This window comes from Bradyrhizobium sp. USDA 4486, assembly GCF_054057995.1.
The window spans coordinates 420,632-436,463 of sequence record NZ_JBSRZV010000001.1; the positions used below are offsets into that span (position 1 = coordinate 420,632).

The window sequence follows — 15,832 nt, forward strand, 5'->3', positions numbered from 1 at the left end:
CATGCGCGCCCCATCGCGCATCTCGCGGAAAAACATCAGCGGTCAGGCACGAACACGGTGCCGAGCGCAGCCGGCGCGGTCGAGCCGCCGGTGCGCGCGCGGGACAGAAGAACCAGGACGACGACGGTCGCAAGGTAAGGCAGCGCCGACATGAACTGCGAGGGAATGCCGACGCCCCAGCCTTGCGCGTGCAGTTGCAGGATCGTCACCGCGCCGAACAGATAAGCGCCGACGACGAGCTGGCCCGGCCGCCACGACGAGAACACGACCAGCGCCAGCGCGATCCAGCCGCGGCCCGCGCTCATGCCGGGAATGAAGAACGGGGTGTAGGCGAGCGGCAGATAGGCGCCGGCAAGACCCGCGCAGGCGCCGCCGAACATCACGGCGAGGGTGCGGATCCGCAGCACGGGATAGCCGAGCGCATGCGCGGAGACATGGTTGTCGCCACACGCCCGCAGGATCAATCCCGTCCGCGTGCGGTACAGGAACCACCAGACGCCGACGATGAGCGCGAGGGAGAAATAGACGAAGGCGTCCTCGCCGAACAGTACGCGGCCGATCAGCGGAATGTCGGTGAGACCGGGAATAGCGAGGTGCGCCGCCGGCGTGATGCGCTCGCCGACGAAGCCGGCGCCGATGAGGCCGGAGAGGCCGATGCCGAGGATGGTCAACGCCAACCCCGTCGCCACCTGGTTGACTGCGAGCCCGAGCGCCATCAGCGCGAAGATCAGCGACATCAGCGTTCCCGCAATGATGCCGAACAGCGCGCCGACCAGAATCGACCCGGTCAACCACGCGCCGGCAAAGCCGCAGGCGGCGCCGACGATCATCATGCCCTCGACGCCGAGATTGAGCACGCCGGAGCGCTCGGTCACGAGCTCGCCGGCCGCCGCGATCAGGAGCGGTGTCGAGGCGGCGAGCACCGAGAGGATGATGGCTTCAACCAGCTCCACGGGCCACCTGTCGGTTCGGGAAGACCAGCTTGAAGCGGTAGAGGATCAGGGAATCGCAGGCGAGCACGTAGAACAGCAAAATACCCTGGAAAACCTTGGTGACATCCAACGGGATCTTCATCGCGATCTGTGCCTGCTCGCCGCCGATAAAAGTCAGCGCGAGGAAAAGACCTGCAATTAATATTCCAAGCGGGTTCAGCCGGCCGAGGAAGGCGACGATGATCGCGGTAAAGCCGTAGCCGGGCGAGATGCCCGGCTGGAGATGGCCGACCGGCCCCGCAACCTCGATGATGCCGGCAAGACCTGCCAGTGCGCCCGAGACCGCGAAGGTCAGGATGACGAGCTGGTTGGCATTGAAGCCACCGAACCGTGCAGCGCGGGGCGCCGCGCCGACCACGCGGATCTCGAAGCCCTTGATGGTGCGACCCAGCAGCACCGCCGCCGCGGCGACGACGAGCAGGGCGATGATCGAGCCGAGATGCAGGCGGCCGCCTTCGATCAGCAGCGGGACGGTTGCTACGGGATCGAACTCCGCCGTGGTCGGGAAATTGAAACCGTGCGGATCGCGCCAGGGGCCGCGCACGAGATAATCGAGGAAGAGGTCCGCGACATAGACCAGCATCAGGCTGGTCAGGATCTCGCTGGCGCCGAACTTCACCTTGCAGATCGCCGGGATGAGCGCGTACAGCGCGCCCGCGGCGGTCGCGAGCACCAGCATCGCCGGCAAAACCCAGGCGCCGGCGTCGGTGCCTTGCGTCTTCACGGCGATCCAGCTTCCCGCGACCGCGCCGATCAGGAATTGACCCTCGGCGCCGATATTCCAGGCATTGGCGAGATAGCAGAGCGACAGCCCGATCGCGATCATCACCAGCGGCGTCGCCTTCACCGCGATCTCCTGCAGCGAATAGCCGTCGGTGAGCGGCGCGATGAAATAGGCATGCAGGGCGAGCAGCGGATTCTTGCCGAGGATCGCGAACAGGATGACCATGGTGGCGATGGTCAGCCCGATCGCGATCAGCGGCGACACCAGCGCGATCGTGTTCGAACGTTCGGCGCGCTTCTCAAGCACCAACTGCATGCGCGGCCTCCTTCGGGTCGAGGCTGCTGCCGCCCATGAGAAGGCCGAGCTTCTCGCGGCTCGCCTCGCTTGTCGCGAGCGGCGCGGAAAGCCGGCCGTGGAACATCACGGCGATGCGGTCGGCGATCTCCGCGAGCTCGTCGAGGTCCTGGCTGGTCACGAGCACGGCGGCGCCCGCTGTTGCGAGATCGAGCAGCGCCTGGCGGATCACGGCGGCGGCGCCGGCGTCGACACCCCAGGTCGGCTGACTCACCACCAGCACCGCCGGGTTACGCAGAATCTCGCGTCCGACGATGAACTTTTGCAGGTTACCACCGGACAGGGAAGCGGCCTCGGGATCGCGCTTGGCTTTGCGGACGTCAAACGTCTCGGTTGCGCGGTCGACGGTGTTCAGCGTGGCAGCGGTGTCGATGAAGCCGTGATGGACCATGCCGCTGGCGGCGTGCCCGGTGAGGAGCGCGTTCTCCGACAGCTTCATGCGAGGCGCGGTGCCATGGCCGAGCCGCTCTTCGGGCACGAAGGCGGCGCCGAGCTTGCGGCGCTGGGTAATCGAGAGGTGACCAGCGGCGATGCCCTCGATCACGACCGTGCCGGGGTCCTTCGACAGGCGCTCGCCGGAGAGCGCAGCGAACAGCTCATCCTGGCCGTTGCCGGCGACGCCGGCGATGCCGAGGATCTCACCGCCCTTCAGCTCGAACGAGATGTGTTCGAGCCGCACGCCGTGCGCTTCGCCCGGCGCAAGCGAGAGATCGTTGACGACGAGCCGCGGCACGGTGGTCTTCCGGCCCGGGGGCGCTTTCACTTGCTTGATCTCGCCGCCGACCATCATGCGCGCCAGCGAGGCGGCGGTCTCGAGTCGGGGATTGCAGGTCTCGACCTTCCTGCCGCCGCGCAGGATCGTCGCGGTATCGCAGAGCCGCTTCACCTCCTCGAGCTTGTGGCTGATGTAGAGGATGGCGCGGCCTTCGGCCTTGAGCCGCTCAAGCACGATAAAGAGCTGATCGGCCTCCTGGGGCGTCAGCACTGCGGTGGGCTCGTCCAGGATCAGGAATTTCGGATCCTGCATCAGCGCGCGGACGATCTCGATGCGCTGGCGTTCGCCGACGGAGAGTTGCCAGACCTCGCGTTTGGGATCGAGTGGAAGCCCATAGGTCTTCGACACCTGCTCCAGCCGCGCCGACATGTCCTTGAAGGATTCCTTGCCGTCGAGGCCGAGCGCGACGTTCTCGGCGACCGTGAGGTTCTCGAACAGCGAGAAGTGCTGGAACACCATGCCGATGCCGCGGCTGCGGGCTTCCGAGGGTCCCGACAGCACGAGTCTTTCGCCCTGCCAGCGAATTTCGCCGGCGCTGGGCTGGATCAGCCCGTAGATCGCCTTGACCAGCGTCGACTTGCCGGCGCCGTTCTCGCCGAGCAGGGCGTGGATTTCCTTGGGCCAGATGTCGATGTCGATGGAATCGTTGGCGAGGAAATCGCCATAGCGCTTGGTGAGCCCGATCGTCTGGAGCAGCGGGGTCTCGCTGGAATGCAGGTTAGTGGGTGTCGGATCCAACATTCGCTGATGCGCTTGCATGGGTGAGTGCCTCAATTGTGGGCTAGTTTGCGCTGCTGCGTAAGATGCGAAAAAGCGTCATCCCTTGCTCAACGCTTCGGCAGGCGGTTTGGTCTCGCGAGTCGCCCGCCTCGCGGGGGCCTCGATCACCTTCGATCGGCTTCCTGACCGCGCCCGCAGGCAGCCTGTTGCAAATTTGTGACGGTCTACGCCAAATCGGAACCCGCTGTGCAGGGGTGATGTGAAGATGCGCAAATTCGCGCCAGCACGCGTATGCAATGCCCGCCCGGCTCGGCAGCCGTCGCGGCCAAGCGTATTCCAATTTTCAGAAATTCGCCAATGCCTAACAATATCAGGCAGGAATGTGTGCCGCGACCTGGACGGTGCGTAGCTGCCCGCAATCAGCGGCGAAGCACGACAAGCGCCGAAGCCCGCAGAGAATTGCTGTCCGCTGCCGAAACAAGCGGCATGCGCTGGAGAAAGTTGAGGCTTCTCACATCGGGAGATCGGCGCAAGTGTCGCACCCGAGGGACGTTCATTTTTACGTGTCCAAACTTGGGGGTATTCAGGATGTCGTTTCGTTCTAGGGCAGTTGCAGCAACGGTGCTGTCACTTGCTACGCTCGCCACCGGTGGCTGGGCTCAGGCTGCGGACCTGCCGGTCAAGGCCGCCAAGAAGGCGCCGGACCTTCCGTTCTTCCTGGTGATCGACGACCGCGTCACCTTCTCCTACATCTTCAATGCCTCGCAGCCTGGCGCGTTCACCAACACCAACGGTGTGATCAACGCCAAGACCACCAAGCAGGTCTACTCCTTCACCCACTTCGACCTCTGGGCCTACGGCACCAACTTCTTCACCATCTCGATGTTCAAGTCGGACCACAACGATCCGGCCGGTCCCTGCACGCAAACCGGCGGCATCGTTTCGCCGGCGGCGGGCTTCGCATTCACACCGGCGAGCTGCGCCGGCGCGACCGAGATCTACGGCCTGTTCCGTTCCACCTTCGGCTGGAACGAGCTCTTCAACACCAAGGCCTTCACGCAAGGTCCGCTGCACAACATCTCGTTCGAGGTTGGCATGGATGCCAACACCGAGAACCGGTATTTCGGCGCCGCCAAGCGGGACGTCGTCGCCGGTCTGCAGTTCGCCTTCGACCTTCCCTACAAGGGCTACTTCAACGTGGCGCCTCTGGTGTATTGGGAGTTCGCCAACCACAACTCCTTCTCGCAGTGCGGCGCGGGCTGGATGGCCCCGTGTCTCACCGACGGCAACACCTCGTTCAAGCCGACCTGGGCGGTCGAGACCAATTACTACATGGACCTCGGCTTCCTGCCACCGAACATGCAGTACTTCTCGATCAGCGGCCGCGCCGGCTGGTATGGCAAGAAGGGAACGGACACCGAGCCGCTTCCGGCCAGCGTTGCCAACGGCGTCTATCCCACCAAAATCGAGTTCAACTCGGAGCCGATCCGCCTGACCATGGATGCCTCGAAGGCGATCTGGGGTGAGAAGTACTCGCACTTCGTCGACGTCTGGGTCGCCTATCGCTACTGGCAGAACAAGTTCGGCCTCGACCACAACAACGCGGTTGCCTGTACCACCCTGGTTGGTGGCGCGCGGGTGAGCACCGGCTCGTGCACCGAGTCCTCGCTCTACTCCGGCATTACCGTGAAGTTCTGATCGATCAAGGGATTTCGAGATCGAATGGCGCCGTGCAGCGATGCGCGCCGCCATTCGCGTTGCGAAAAGAACCGCTGCTGTAGAGTGGTCAAAGCGAAGCGTGCCCACCACTTCTGCTTCCATGCATGCTCATGGCGCGCACCGGCGCGAGCGCGCCTTTGCCCACGTTACAGGTTGCTGAAATAGCTACTTCGTCCAGACGCCGTCGTGCAGCGCTTCGGCCTCGTCTTCCAGCAGCGGTCCCACGACCTCCGTCGCCCGCTGGCCTCTGGCAAAGACCTCGCGGCAGGGCAAATCGAGCGTCGGGTTCTCCGGATGGTTGCCGGTGACGCCGCGCAGACGGTGCTCGCTGAGGCCGTAGACAACGCGGCCGATGCCGGCCCAGTAGATCGCGCCCGCGCACATCGCGCAGGGCTCAGCAGAGGAATAGAGTGTAGCCCTGGCCAGCACCTCGCGGCTGACCGTGCGGCAGGCCTGCGTCGCCGCGAGGCGCTCGGCATGTGCGGTGCCGTCGTGATCCGGCATGTATCCGTTTTCGGTCTCGATCAGCACCGTGCCGTCGGCATCGACGACGATGCAGCCGAACGGATGATTGCCGTGGGTGAGGGACCGGCGGGCGACCGCGAAGGACAGGCGTAAAAACTGTTCGTCGCGTTCGGCTGCGCCGCTCATGCTGTCAGTGTCCCGCCATGTGTCGACCGACCACCGTGAGATCCGCCTCGCTGGTCCGCGCTTCATACACGAATTCGCCGTGGAACATCACCACCAGCCGATCGGAAAGTTCGAGCAGTTCGTCGAGATCCTCGCTGACCAGCAGCACCGCCGCACCGCGGTTGCGCGCGGCCATGATCTCGGCGTGGATTTGCGCCACCGCCGCGAAATCGAGGCCGAAGCAGGGATTGGCCGCAATCAGCACCTCGACGTCGCCCGCAAGCTCGCGCGCGAGCACAGCGCGTTGGACGTTGCCGCCCGACAGCGCCGAGATCGGCGTTTCCGGCGTGCGGGTCTTGATCTTGTACTGCCCGATCTTCTTCTTCGCGTCGTCCCGGAAGGCGCCGCGGTTGAGCCACCAGCCGCCGCTGGCGAAGGGCGCGCGGTCGAACTCGCGGAAGGCGATATTGTCGGCAACGCTCATGCCGCCGACGCAGGCATTCTTCAGCGGCTCCTCGGGCAGGAGCGACATCTTGTGGCGCCGCATCTCCTCGCGGCTGGCGTGGTAGGCATCGCCGGCGATGCGGACCACGCCGCTCTCGGCTTCGCGCTGTCCCGCTAGCACCTCGACAAGCTGGCGCTGGCCGTTGCCGGAGACCCCGGCGATGCCAACGATCTCACCGGCGCGGATGGTGAGCGAGACGTCATGTACCGCGACGGCGCCGGCATCATCGAGCGCGCGCAGCTTGTCCAGCTCCAGCCGTGCCTTGCCGGCTTTGCCGGTCCGCGGCGGCTGCACGGTCAGCTCCTCGGCGCCAATCATCGTGCGCGCCATTGCGTCGGGCGTCAGCTCCGAGACCCTGCCGGCGCCGGCGAGCTTGCCGCGGCGGAGAATGGTGACGTCGTCGGCGAAGGCCATGACCTCGCGGAACTTGTGCGTGATCATCAAAATGGTCAGCTCGCCCTTGACCACCATGTCGCGGAGCATGCCGAGCACCTCATCGGCCTCGCCCGGCGTCAGTACCGAGGTCGGCTCGTCCAGGATCAGGAAGCGGCGTTTCAGATAAAGCTGTTTGAGGATCTCGCATTTCTGGCGCTCGCCGGCCGAGATGTCGGAGACCTTTGCTGAGAGCGGCACTTTGAAGGGCATGCGGGCGAGAAACGTCTCGAGCTCTTTCATCTCCTTAGGCCAGTTCACCACGGCCGGCACATCGTCGCGCGCCAGCACGAGGTTTTCGGCGACCGTCATCGCCGGCACCAGCGTAAAGTGCTGGTAGACCATGCCAAGGCCGAGCGCATGGGCATCCTTCGGATTGGCGATCGCCTGCTCGCGGCCGCCGACGAGGATGTCGCCCTCGGTCGCGTGGTAATAGCCCATGATGCATTTGACGAGCGTGGACTTGCCGGCGCCGTTCTCGCCGAGCAAGGCGTGGAACGAACCGGGCCGCACCTTCAATTCGACATTGTCCAGCGCCAGGAAGTCGCCGAAGCGCATGGTCATGGCGATGGCGTCGACGCCGAAGGCGCCCGCCGGAGACGGTGTTTCGCCGATGATCACGAAATCGCTCCGATGAAGGCGTCGGAGGTCGAGACCGCGCCGAACACGCCGCCCTGCATCTTGATCATCTTCAGGGCGTGGTCGTGATTGCTCTTGTCGGTCGCGCCGCAGCAATCGTGCAGCAGCACGCATTCGAAGCCGCGGTCATTGGCCTCGCGCATGGTGGTGTGAACGCAGACGTCGGTGGTGATGCCTGTGAGCACGATGTTCTCGATGCCGCGGACGCGCAGGATCAATTCGAGATCGGTGGCGCAGAACGAGCCCTTGCCTGGCTTGTCGATGATGGGCTCGCCCGGCAGCGGGCTGAGCTCCTCGATGATGTCCCAGCCGGGCTCGCCGCGCACCAGGATCCGGCCGCAGGGGCCGGGATCGCCGATGCCGGCGCCGATCTGGCGCGAGCGCCAGCGCTTGTTGGCGGGAAGGTCGGAGAGATCGGGTCGATGACCTTCGCGGGTATGGATGATGTGAAAGGCCTGCTTGCGCATGACGCTGAGCAGCTTCTTGATGGGCTCGATCGGCGCCCGCGTCAGCGATAGGTCGTAGCCCATCTTGTCGACATAGCCGCCGACGCCGCAGAAATCGGTCTGCATGTCGATGATGATGAGCGCGGTGTTTTGGGGGCGGAGATCGCCGTTGTAGGGCCACGCATAGGGCTCGGACTTGATGTAGCGCTCGGGCATGATTTCGCTTCCTAGCGAGTGATCGACAATTCGGCCGGGGCTCCGGTCAGCGTGCGTTTCGGCGAGCAGGTGATGATCATGATCGCCAGCGTCAGGACGTAGGGCGCGGCGTTGAAGAGGTGATAGCCGGAGGTGACGCCGACCGATTGCAGCGCCGGTCCCAGCGCCGCGGCGCCGCCGAAGGCGAGCGAAGCCCACAGGCAGAGCAGGGGGTCCCAGCGCGCAAAGATCACGAGCGCCACCGCGGTGATGCCCTGGCCGGAGGACAGGCCCTCGTTCCAGCTGCCGGGATAGAACAGCGACAGGAAGGAGCCGCCGATGCCAGCGAGGAAGCCGCCGACCATGGTGGCGCGCAGGCGGATCAAGAGCACGGAATGACCCATGGCGCGTGCGGCATCCGAGCTTTCGCCGGCGGTGCGGATGAGCAGACCCCAGCGCGTGGTGCGGAAGGCCGAGTACAGGATTGATGCGAGCGCGACGCCGACCAGGAACAGCACGTTGACGCGCAGCGCGGCGCGGACCTGCGGGATGTCGCTCCACCAGCCGAAATCGATCGCGGGCAGACGTGGCGCGGTCGGCTCGATCAGCGGCTTACCGAGGTAGAAGGCAAGGCCGGTGCCGAACAGCATCAAGGCGATGCCGACAGCAACGTCGTTGACGCGCGGCAACGAGCAGATGCCGGCGTGGAGCGCGCCGAGGAGTGCGCCGCTGATGCCGGCGGCAAGCACACCGAGCCACGGCGATCCCGTGAGATAGGAGATGCCGTAGGCGCTCATTGCGCCCATTACCAGCGTCCCCTCCAGGCCGAGATTGATGCGGCCGGAGCGCTCGGTGATGCATTCCCCCAGGCTCACGAACAGGAAGGGCGTCGAGACGCGAATGGCGCCGCCGAGCACGGCGAGCGGAACGGTCCAGAGTCCGATCGAGCCGTCTGCCATCAGGACTTGCCTTTCAGGAATCCGATGCGGCCGTAGAGCGCATCACTGGCCAGGACGAAGACAAAGATGATGCCCTGGAGCACCAGAACGGACGCGTCGGGCAGTCCAAGGCGGCGCTGCAGCAGGCCGCCGCTGGCGCTGATGCCGCCGAGCAGGATCGCTACGGGAACGATCGCGAGCGGATTCTGGCGCGCCAGAAAGGCGACGAGAATACCGGTGAAGCCGTAGCCGGCCGCGAGGTTGGCGTTGGTGCGGCCCTGCACGGCGGCGACCTCGACCATGCCGGCCAGGCCAGCCGCGCCGCCAGCGAGGAAGCAGATGGTCAGGATCAGCTTGCTGACGCCGAGGCCGACAATCTTCGCGGCGCGGATGTTGCCGCCTGCAACGCGCGCGGCGAAGCCGAACACGGTGTGATAGATCAGGACATAGGCGCCGATCGCGGCGATCAGGCCGAAGACCAGGCCCCAATGCACGTCGGTGCCGGGAATTGTGCCGATCATGTTGACGGCGCCGATCTCGCGGGTCGACGGCTTGTTGAGGCTGGCGGGATCGCGCATCGCGCCTTCAACGAGATGATTGAGGATCGCGAGCGCGATGTAGACCAGCAACAGGCTCGAGATGGTTTCGTTGACGCCGCGATACTGGCGCAGTGCGCCTGACAGCGTGATCCACAGACCACCGCCAATCACACCGGCGAGGACCATGGCGATCTGCACGACGAGCGGCGGCATGCCCTGAAGCGCGAGCGCGGCGCTCGTCGCCGACAGTGCGCCGATCAGAAGCGCGCCTTCACCGCCGATGATGACCATGCCGAGCTGCGCCGGCAGTGCGGTGCAGAGCGCGGTGAGGATCAGGGGCGCCGCGCGCGTCAGCGTGTTTTGCCAGGAGAACCAGGTGCCGAACGCGCCGTAATACATGTAGAAATAAAGATCGAGCGGGTTCTTGCCGAACATCGCCACAAAGATGCCGAACACCACGAGCGCGCCGGCCAGCGCCGCTGCCGGGATCAGCACGTATTCGATGCTGGCGCCGTAGCGCTGGAGAAAGCCCGGATCGGCGGCCGGGGCGATTGCCCCGACCGCTTCAGCGGAATCCGCGGCTTCGGTGGTCACGAAGTCGCTCCGATCACGCCCTCGATCAGATAGTCCATCTTCTCGAGTTCAGGATCCTTCTGGCCACGATCGGTGCCTGCCGGGATGACCGTCTTGCCCTTATTGTCGACGAGGCCGCCCTTGAAGATGGCAAAGCCGTCCGCAGACAGGAATTTTGCCTTGGCCTCGTCGGCCGCCTTGCGCGCCTCGGCCGACACCGCTTCGCCATAGGGCGAGACCTTCACGATCTCTTCCTTCAGGCCCCCGCGGTAGAAGTTCGGAATGCCTTCGCCGGAGGCGATCATCTGGACGAACTTCGGATAGAGCGCCTCCCAATTCCACTCGGCGCCGGTGAGATAGGCCTTGGATGCCAGCGCCGACTGGTTGGTATGATAACCGCAGACGAAGGCGCCGCGGCGTGCGGCGTTCTCGACCATGGTCTTGGGCCCATCGACGTGACAGGTGAGCACGTCCACGCCCTGGTCGATCAGACTGTTGGTGGCTTCGGCCTCCTTAACCGGCATCGACCAGTCGCCGGTGAAGATCACCTGCGTTGTCGCCTTCGGATTGACGGACTTGGCGCCGAGCGCGAAGGCATTGATGTTGCGCAGCACTTGCGGGATCGGCTTGGCCGCGACGAAGCCGAGCTTGCCGCTCTTCGACGTCAGGCCGGCGACGATGCCCGAGATGTACTGCGCTTCGTCGATATAGCCGAAATAGCTGCCGGCGTTCTTCGGGTCCTTGTCGCTCCAGAGGCCTCCGCAGTGCTCGAAGCGCAGCTTCGGGTACTTGGTGGCCATCTTGATCATGTGGGGATTGTAGTAACCGAACGAGGTCGGAAAGAGCAGGGTGGCGCCGTCGAGATTGATCATGGATTCGATCGTCTTCTCGACCGCATCGGTCTCAGGCACCTTCTCTTCCTCGATGACCTTGAGGCCTGGAATTTTCTTCAGCGCCGCGGCGCCCTGCGCGTGCGCCTGATTGTAGCCGTAGTCGTCGCGCGAGCCGACATAGATGAAGCCGATGGTGGTCTCGGCCGCGAAGGCCGGACGAAGGCCCGCTGCAGCGCCGAGGGTGAGGGCCGCGCCGCCCTGCAACACATGACGTCGTGAAATCTTGCCAGAATCCATTGCTCGCTCCCCTTGGCGGCTGCCCCGCCTTCGATCTCGCGGCTGCGCCGGACTGGCGAAGCCCGGGAGAGGGTGTCGCAAGCTTCGTGCCAGAGGTCAGGAAGTGGGCATTTTGTGGTAAGACATTGATAGGTATTAGTTATCCATCCAAGATGAATCCTGGTGAGGAAATCGGCAGATTAATTTGTAGGCAGCATAACGTCATTGTATGCAAGGGAGTTAAGCAGCATTAACCCGCTCACGATGTGCCGATGTGAGCTGGACTGTCTGCCGGTCGGCCGCATTCATGCTAACCACGGCGCGCCGAGTGATTTTCGCTGGCACCGAACTTGTATCGATTGTTGTCACGATCGCCGCGCGCGATCTTCAGGATGGAAAGCTCGACCGAGATGGGGGTTGCTACCGCTGCTCAAGACGCATCGCTCGGAAATGAGATCGTCCGCCGCATCAACCAGCTCGCCGCGATCTCGGAAGATGGCGACAAGCTCACCCGCATCTATCTCAGCAAGGAGCTGCGCAACGCCGCGGACCTCCTCTTGAGCTGGATGCGCGAGGCCGGCATGAGCGCGCATCTCGATGCGATCGGCAATGTCTGCGGCCGCTACGAAGGCGAGCGGCCGGGCGCGCCCAGCCTGATGCTCGGCTCGCATTATGACACCGTGCGCGATGCAGGCAAATGGGACGGCCCGCTCGGCGTCATCACCGCGATCGCCTGCGTCGCCGACCTCAACCGCCGCGGCAAGCGGCTGCCGTTCGCGATCGAGGTGGTCGGATTTGCCGATGAAGAAGGTGTGCGCTTTGCCTCCACGCTGCTCGGCAGCCGCGCGGTCGCAGGCACCTTTGACGAGAGCGTTCTGAACACGCGTGACCGCGACGGCGTCTCGATGCGCGATGCGCTGGTTCAGTTCGGGCTCGATCCGGAGCACATCGGCAAGGCGGCGCGGACGCGGCGCGAGCTGCTGGCCTATCTCGAATTGCACATCGAGCAGGGGCCGGTGCTGGAAGCGCAAGGCCTGCCTGTCGGCGTGGTCACGGCAATTGCCGGGGCAACACGGCTTGCCGCGCGGCTGACCGGCATGGCCGGACACGCCGGCACGGTGCCGATGGCGCTGCGGCGCGATGCGCTGGCGGGCGCCGCCGAATGCATCGGCGCGATCGAAGAGTTTTGCCGAACCGACGAGGGCGGGCTGGTCGGCACCGTCGGCTACATCCAGGCGAGGCCCGGCGCGACCAACGTCATTGCGGGCGAGGTGTCGTTCACCATCGACATGCGCGCGCCGACCGACATGCACCGCAAGCGCGCGGTGGCCGATGTCGTCAGGCAGATCGAGGCGATTGCAAAGCGCCGGCAATTGACGCTTCAGCTCGACGTCACCCACGAGAACCGCACCGCGCCTTGCGCGCCATGGCTCAAGGACCAGATCGCGCAGGCGATCGCCGCGGAAGGCTTTGCCGTGTTCGAGCTGCCGAGCGGGGCGGGACACGACGGCATGGCGATGATCGACATCGCCGATGTCGGCATGATCTTCGTCCGCTGCCGTGGCGGCATCAGCCATCATCCGGACGAGCATGTCGAGCTTGCCGATGCCGATGCCGGCGCGCGGGTGCTGCTCAGGGTGATCGAGAATTTCAGGCCGCACCAAAACCGCGCCGGCGCAAGCTGACGGTCATGAAGCCCGCAAGTCACCGGGTAGAGACACGAATTGGACATGTGTAAAATGGGCGACCGCCGTCACGGGGGTCACGAGACATCACCGACCTGCACAGATGAACAGCGATATTTCCTTTCCGTCACATCGGGAGAACCGGTTTTACCAGGGCATGGCTGCGACCTTCGTCGCCAACGCTCTTCAGGCGGTCAATTTCCTCGGTGATCGATTCCTGAGACAATCACCCCATTCGTCGTCGACCATTGAAGACCTTTACCGACACTCGATGGACAGCGCCTTTTCGGCGACCGAGGCCTTCCTCGTCACCGGCGCACCGCACGCATCGGCTTATTATCCCCGCGATTTCGCCTGGTTCTATCCGGACGTTCTCGACCCTGAAACCATCATGGATCCGCAGGACGCGGTGCGGCGGACGCGGCTGCTCGACAAGAGCATTCGCCTGCTGCTCGAGGCGGTTCGCGCCGACGTCGTGACGACGACCATCGTTCCGGCGGGGCGTGGCCGCTACCTCGGCGTGAACTATTTCTCGCGCCCGTCGGATACGCTGCTTGGCGTTCTCGCCGGTCTCCGGCAGATGATCTCCGCGGAGGAGCGGGCTTCGGCCTATCTGGCGATGTCGCAATGCGCCCATGCCGGCCGCTTGCTGTTGGCCGAGTACGGCAGCGATTTGAAGCGCGCGATGCTGAAGCTCGCAAGCGAGCTCGAACCGCTCGACGCCGACGGCACCAGATATTTGCTCTGCGACGCCGGCGGGCCGCGCTCTGCGGCGACAGATACCCGCGCCGAGCGCCGGCGTTTCGTCACCAATGCCTGCGTTTACACGACGTTCGTGTGGGGCGTGCAGCTCGGCATTGTCGAGGAGAACGAGCTGAAGCGGCTGCTCGGGCGCGATCTTGCAGAGTACAAGAGCGGCCTGCTCCGTCTGTTCGGCAAGAATGGCTATATCAGGCATTCCCTGGATAGCCCGGCGGGCACGCCGGTGTCTCAGGTTGCACTGGATTTCGTCGGCGTGCATCGGGGCTTCTGGAACATGAACGATGCGAGCGAGCGCGCGCTGTTCGCGGCGACGACGGATCTGATCATCGCCGAGCCGCGCTTCCGCGTCCCCAGCACGTTTCACTTCCTGGTGTCGGCGGATAATCCGCGCAGCAAGATGATCCACAAGATCGCCGCGCCGGCCTACCAGGGGCGTTCCTCCTGGCCGACGTTCAACGTCGAGTTCGCCGATCGCATGCTGGACTTCGATGAATTTTCGGGAAGCGATACCTACCGCGCCTGCGCGCGAGGGATATTGAAGGACATCCGCACCGCGACCGAGGTTCACGGCGGCTATCAGGAGCTGATCTCGGAGCAGGGACTGAAGTACAGCACCTGGGCCTACAAGGGCGCCGTGGCGCATTCCTGGTTTCCGCGCTTCCTGTCGGTCTGGAGGAGGGCGTATGGAGCGCCGCTCCTCCAGTGGAACGACTGAGCCTCGAGGGCGCTATCCCGCGGTCACGTCCACGACCTCGCCACCCTCGAGCACCTTGGCCGCCTTGGCGCGGTCGAGGTCGCCTTCCCAGGCGGCCACGACAACCGTCGCCACGCAGTTGCCGATGAGGTTGCCGAGCGCGCGGGCCATGCCGATGAACCAGTCGACCGACAGCACCAGCACGAGGCCGATCGCGGGAATGCTCGGCACCGCGTTGAGCGTCGCGGCCAGGATCACGATCGCCGAGCCCGGCACGCCATGCGCGCCCTTTGACGTGATCAACGAGACGCCGAGCACCAGCAGCAGGTCGCCGAACGACAGCGGTGTGTTGGTCGCCTGCGCGATGAAGACGACCGCGAGTGTGAGGTAGATCGAGAAGGCGTCGAGGTTGAAGGAATAGCCGGTCGGAATGACGAGCCCGACGACCGAATCCTTCACGCCCATCCGCTCCAGCTTCTTCATGATCTGCGGCAGCACCGCGTCGGAGGAGGCGGTCGCGAGCACGATGGTGAGCTCCTCGCGCAGGTAGGCGAGGAATTTGAGAATATTGAGTCCGGCGAGTGCCATGACGCCACCGAGCACGCCCAGCACGAAGATGCCCACCGAGACGTAGAACAGCATCACCAGTGATACGAGCTGCTTCAGCGAGCCAACGCCGTACTTACCGACGGTGTAGGCGACCGCGCCGAGCACGCCGAGCGGCGCGACTCGTACAATCAGGCCCATGACGCGGAACAGTACGGTGGAGGCGGCATCGATGATTGAGGTGACGAGCCCGCCCTTCTCGCCGCCGACCAGCGCCAGTCCGACGCCGAACAGCACGGCGAAGAACAGCACCTGGAGCACGTCGTTGCGCGACAGCGCGTCGAAGGACGTGGTCGGGATCACGTTCATCAGGAAGGCGCCGATGCCGCCGCCGGACAGCTTATGGGCGTTGTCGGCGTAGGTGTTGAGCGCCTTGGCGTCGAGCGTCGAGGGATCGATGTTCATGCCGTGGCCGGGGCCGAAGATGTAGGCGAGCAGCAGGCCGACGACGAGCGCGACCGTCGTCATCACCTCGAAATAGACCAGCGCCTTGACGCCGACCCGACCGACCTTCTTGAGGTCGCCGGCACCGGCAATACCGTGCACCACGACGCAGAACACGATCGGCGCCACGATCATCGAGATCAGCTTCAGGAAGGCGTCGCTGAGGATTTTAAGCCCGATGGCGAAGTCCGGAGCGGCCATGCCCAGGACGACGCCGAGCACCAGCGCGGCCAGGACCTGGACGAACAGCGAGGTGTAGAGCGGCTTCGGTTCGGCGGTGGGTGCCGCGGTGATGGTCGACATGGGCGAAACTCCCCGGTTTGACGCGACTTGGACGTCACAAAGGAGCAA

13 protein-coding genes are annotated in these 15,832 nt (G+C 64.7%); 3 read left to right on the forward strand and 10 right to left on the reverse strand.

What is annotated here, in order from left to right; all coding sequences use genetic code 11:
• Positions 1 to 35: 35 nt before the first annotated feature.
• The 3 genes from ACVWY3_RS02015 to ACVWY3_RS02025 are packed head-to-tail and all read right to left on the reverse strand — an operon-like array spanning position 36 to position 3,586.
• A complete protein-coding gene (locus ACVWY3_RS02015; protein ID WP_456836958.1) occupies positions 36 to 953 on the reverse strand; it encodes an ABC transporter permease in 918 nt (305 codons plus the stop codon).
• Positions 940 to 2,031, reverse strand: coding sequence for an ABC transporter permease (locus ACVWY3_RS02020; protein ID WP_456836959.1), 1,092 nt, complete (start codon positions 2,029 to 2,031; stop codon positions 940 to 942). Before ACVWY3_RS02020 ends, ACVWY3_RS02015 begins: the two co-directional genes overlap by 14 nt.
• Entirely contained in the window at positions 2,015 to 3,586 is a 1,572-nt protein-coding gene (locus ACVWY3_RS02025) for an ABC transporter ATP-binding protein (RefSeq protein ID WP_456836960.1), read from the reverse strand. The genes ACVWY3_RS02020 and ACVWY3_RS02025 overlap by 17 nt, the downstream gene beginning before the upstream one ends.
• A gap of 567 nt (positions 3,587 to 4,153) precedes the next feature.
• Here ACVWY3_RS02025 and ACVWY3_RS02030 point away from each other — a divergent pair.
• The gene (locus ACVWY3_RS02030; protein ID WP_456836961.1) at positions 4,154 to 5,263 is read left to right on the forward strand and encodes a hypothetical protein; all 1,110 of its coding nucleotides are present in this window, start codon (positions 4,154 to 4,156) and stop codon (positions 5,261 to 5,263) included.
• 186 nt (positions 5,264 to 5,449) lie between these two features.
• On the opposite strand, the gene ACVWY3_RS02035 is transcribed toward ACVWY3_RS02030, so the two are convergent.
• Genes ACVWY3_RS02035 through ACVWY3_RS02060 form a run of 6 tightly spaced genes read right to left on the reverse strand, consistent with a single transcriptional unit; the run spans position 5,450 to position 11,311 of the window.
• Positions 5,450 to 5,935 (reverse strand): nucleoside deaminase, encoded by a 486-nt coding sequence (locus ACVWY3_RS02035; protein ID WP_456836962.1) that lies wholly within the window; start codon positions 5,933 to 5,935, stop codon positions 5,450 to 5,452.
• Between the two features lie 4 nt (positions 5,936 to 5,939).
• Complete coding sequence (locus ACVWY3_RS02040; protein ID WP_456836963.1) at positions 5,940 to 7,472, reverse strand: ABC transporter ATP-binding protein; 1,533 nt, start codon at positions 7,470 to 7,472, stop codon at positions 5,940 to 5,942.
• Positions 7,469 to 8,152 carry a biuret amidohydrolase gene (gene biuH / locus ACVWY3_RS02045; RefSeq protein WP_456836964.1) on the reverse strand — a complete coding sequence of 228 codons (684 nt, stop codon included), beginning with the start codon at positions 8,150 to 8,152 and terminating at the stop codon, positions 7,469 to 7,471. The genes ACVWY3_RS02040 and biuH overlap by 4 nt, the downstream gene beginning before the upstream one ends.
• A gap of 11 nt (positions 8,153 to 8,163) precedes the next feature.
• Complete coding sequence (locus ACVWY3_RS02050) at positions 8,164 to 9,090, reverse strand: ABC transporter permease (protein ID WP_456836965.1); 927 nt, start codon at positions 9,088 to 9,090, stop codon at positions 8,164 to 8,166.
• A complete protein-coding gene (locus ACVWY3_RS02055; protein ID WP_456836966.1) occupies positions 9,090 to 10,202 on the reverse strand; it encodes an ABC transporter permease in 1,113 nt (370 codons plus the stop codon). Before ACVWY3_RS02055 ends, ACVWY3_RS02050 begins: the two co-directional genes overlap by 1 nt.
• Complete coding sequence (locus ACVWY3_RS02060; RefSeq protein ID WP_456836967.1) at positions 10,199 to 11,311, reverse strand: BMP family ABC transporter substrate-binding protein; 1,113 nt, start codon at positions 11,309 to 11,311, stop codon at positions 10,199 to 10,201. Before ACVWY3_RS02060 ends, ACVWY3_RS02055 begins: the two co-directional genes overlap by 4 nt.
• A 371-nt stretch (positions 11,312 to 11,682) precedes the next feature.
• Between ACVWY3_RS02060 and ACVWY3_RS02065 the strand changes: the two genes are divergently transcribed.
• Together ACVWY3_RS02065 and ACVWY3_RS02070 are read left to right on the forward strand one after the other, a co-directional pair.
• Positions 11,683 to 12,975: an allantoate amidohydrolase gene (locus tag ACVWY3_RS02065; RefSeq protein ID WP_456836968.1), complete on the forward strand. Its 1,293-nt coding sequence runs from the start codon at positions 11,683 to 11,685 to the stop codon at positions 12,973 to 12,975.
• Positions 12,976 to 13,078: 103 nt separating this feature from the next.
• Positions 13,079 to 14,452 (forward strand): hypothetical protein, encoded by a 1,374-nt coding sequence (locus ACVWY3_RS02070; RefSeq protein ID WP_456836969.1) that lies wholly within the window; start codon positions 13,079 to 13,081, stop codon positions 14,450 to 14,452.
• Positions 14,453 to 14,464: 12 nt separating this feature from the next.
• Here ACVWY3_RS02070 and ACVWY3_RS02075 read toward each other — a convergent pair whose 3' ends face one another.
• Complete coding sequence (locus ACVWY3_RS02075) at positions 14,465 to 15,784, reverse strand: dicarboxylate/amino acid:cation symporter (RefSeq protein WP_456836970.1); 1,320 nt, start codon at positions 15,782 to 15,784, stop codon at positions 14,465 to 14,467.
• Positions 15,785 to 15,832: the final 48 nt, after the last annotated feature.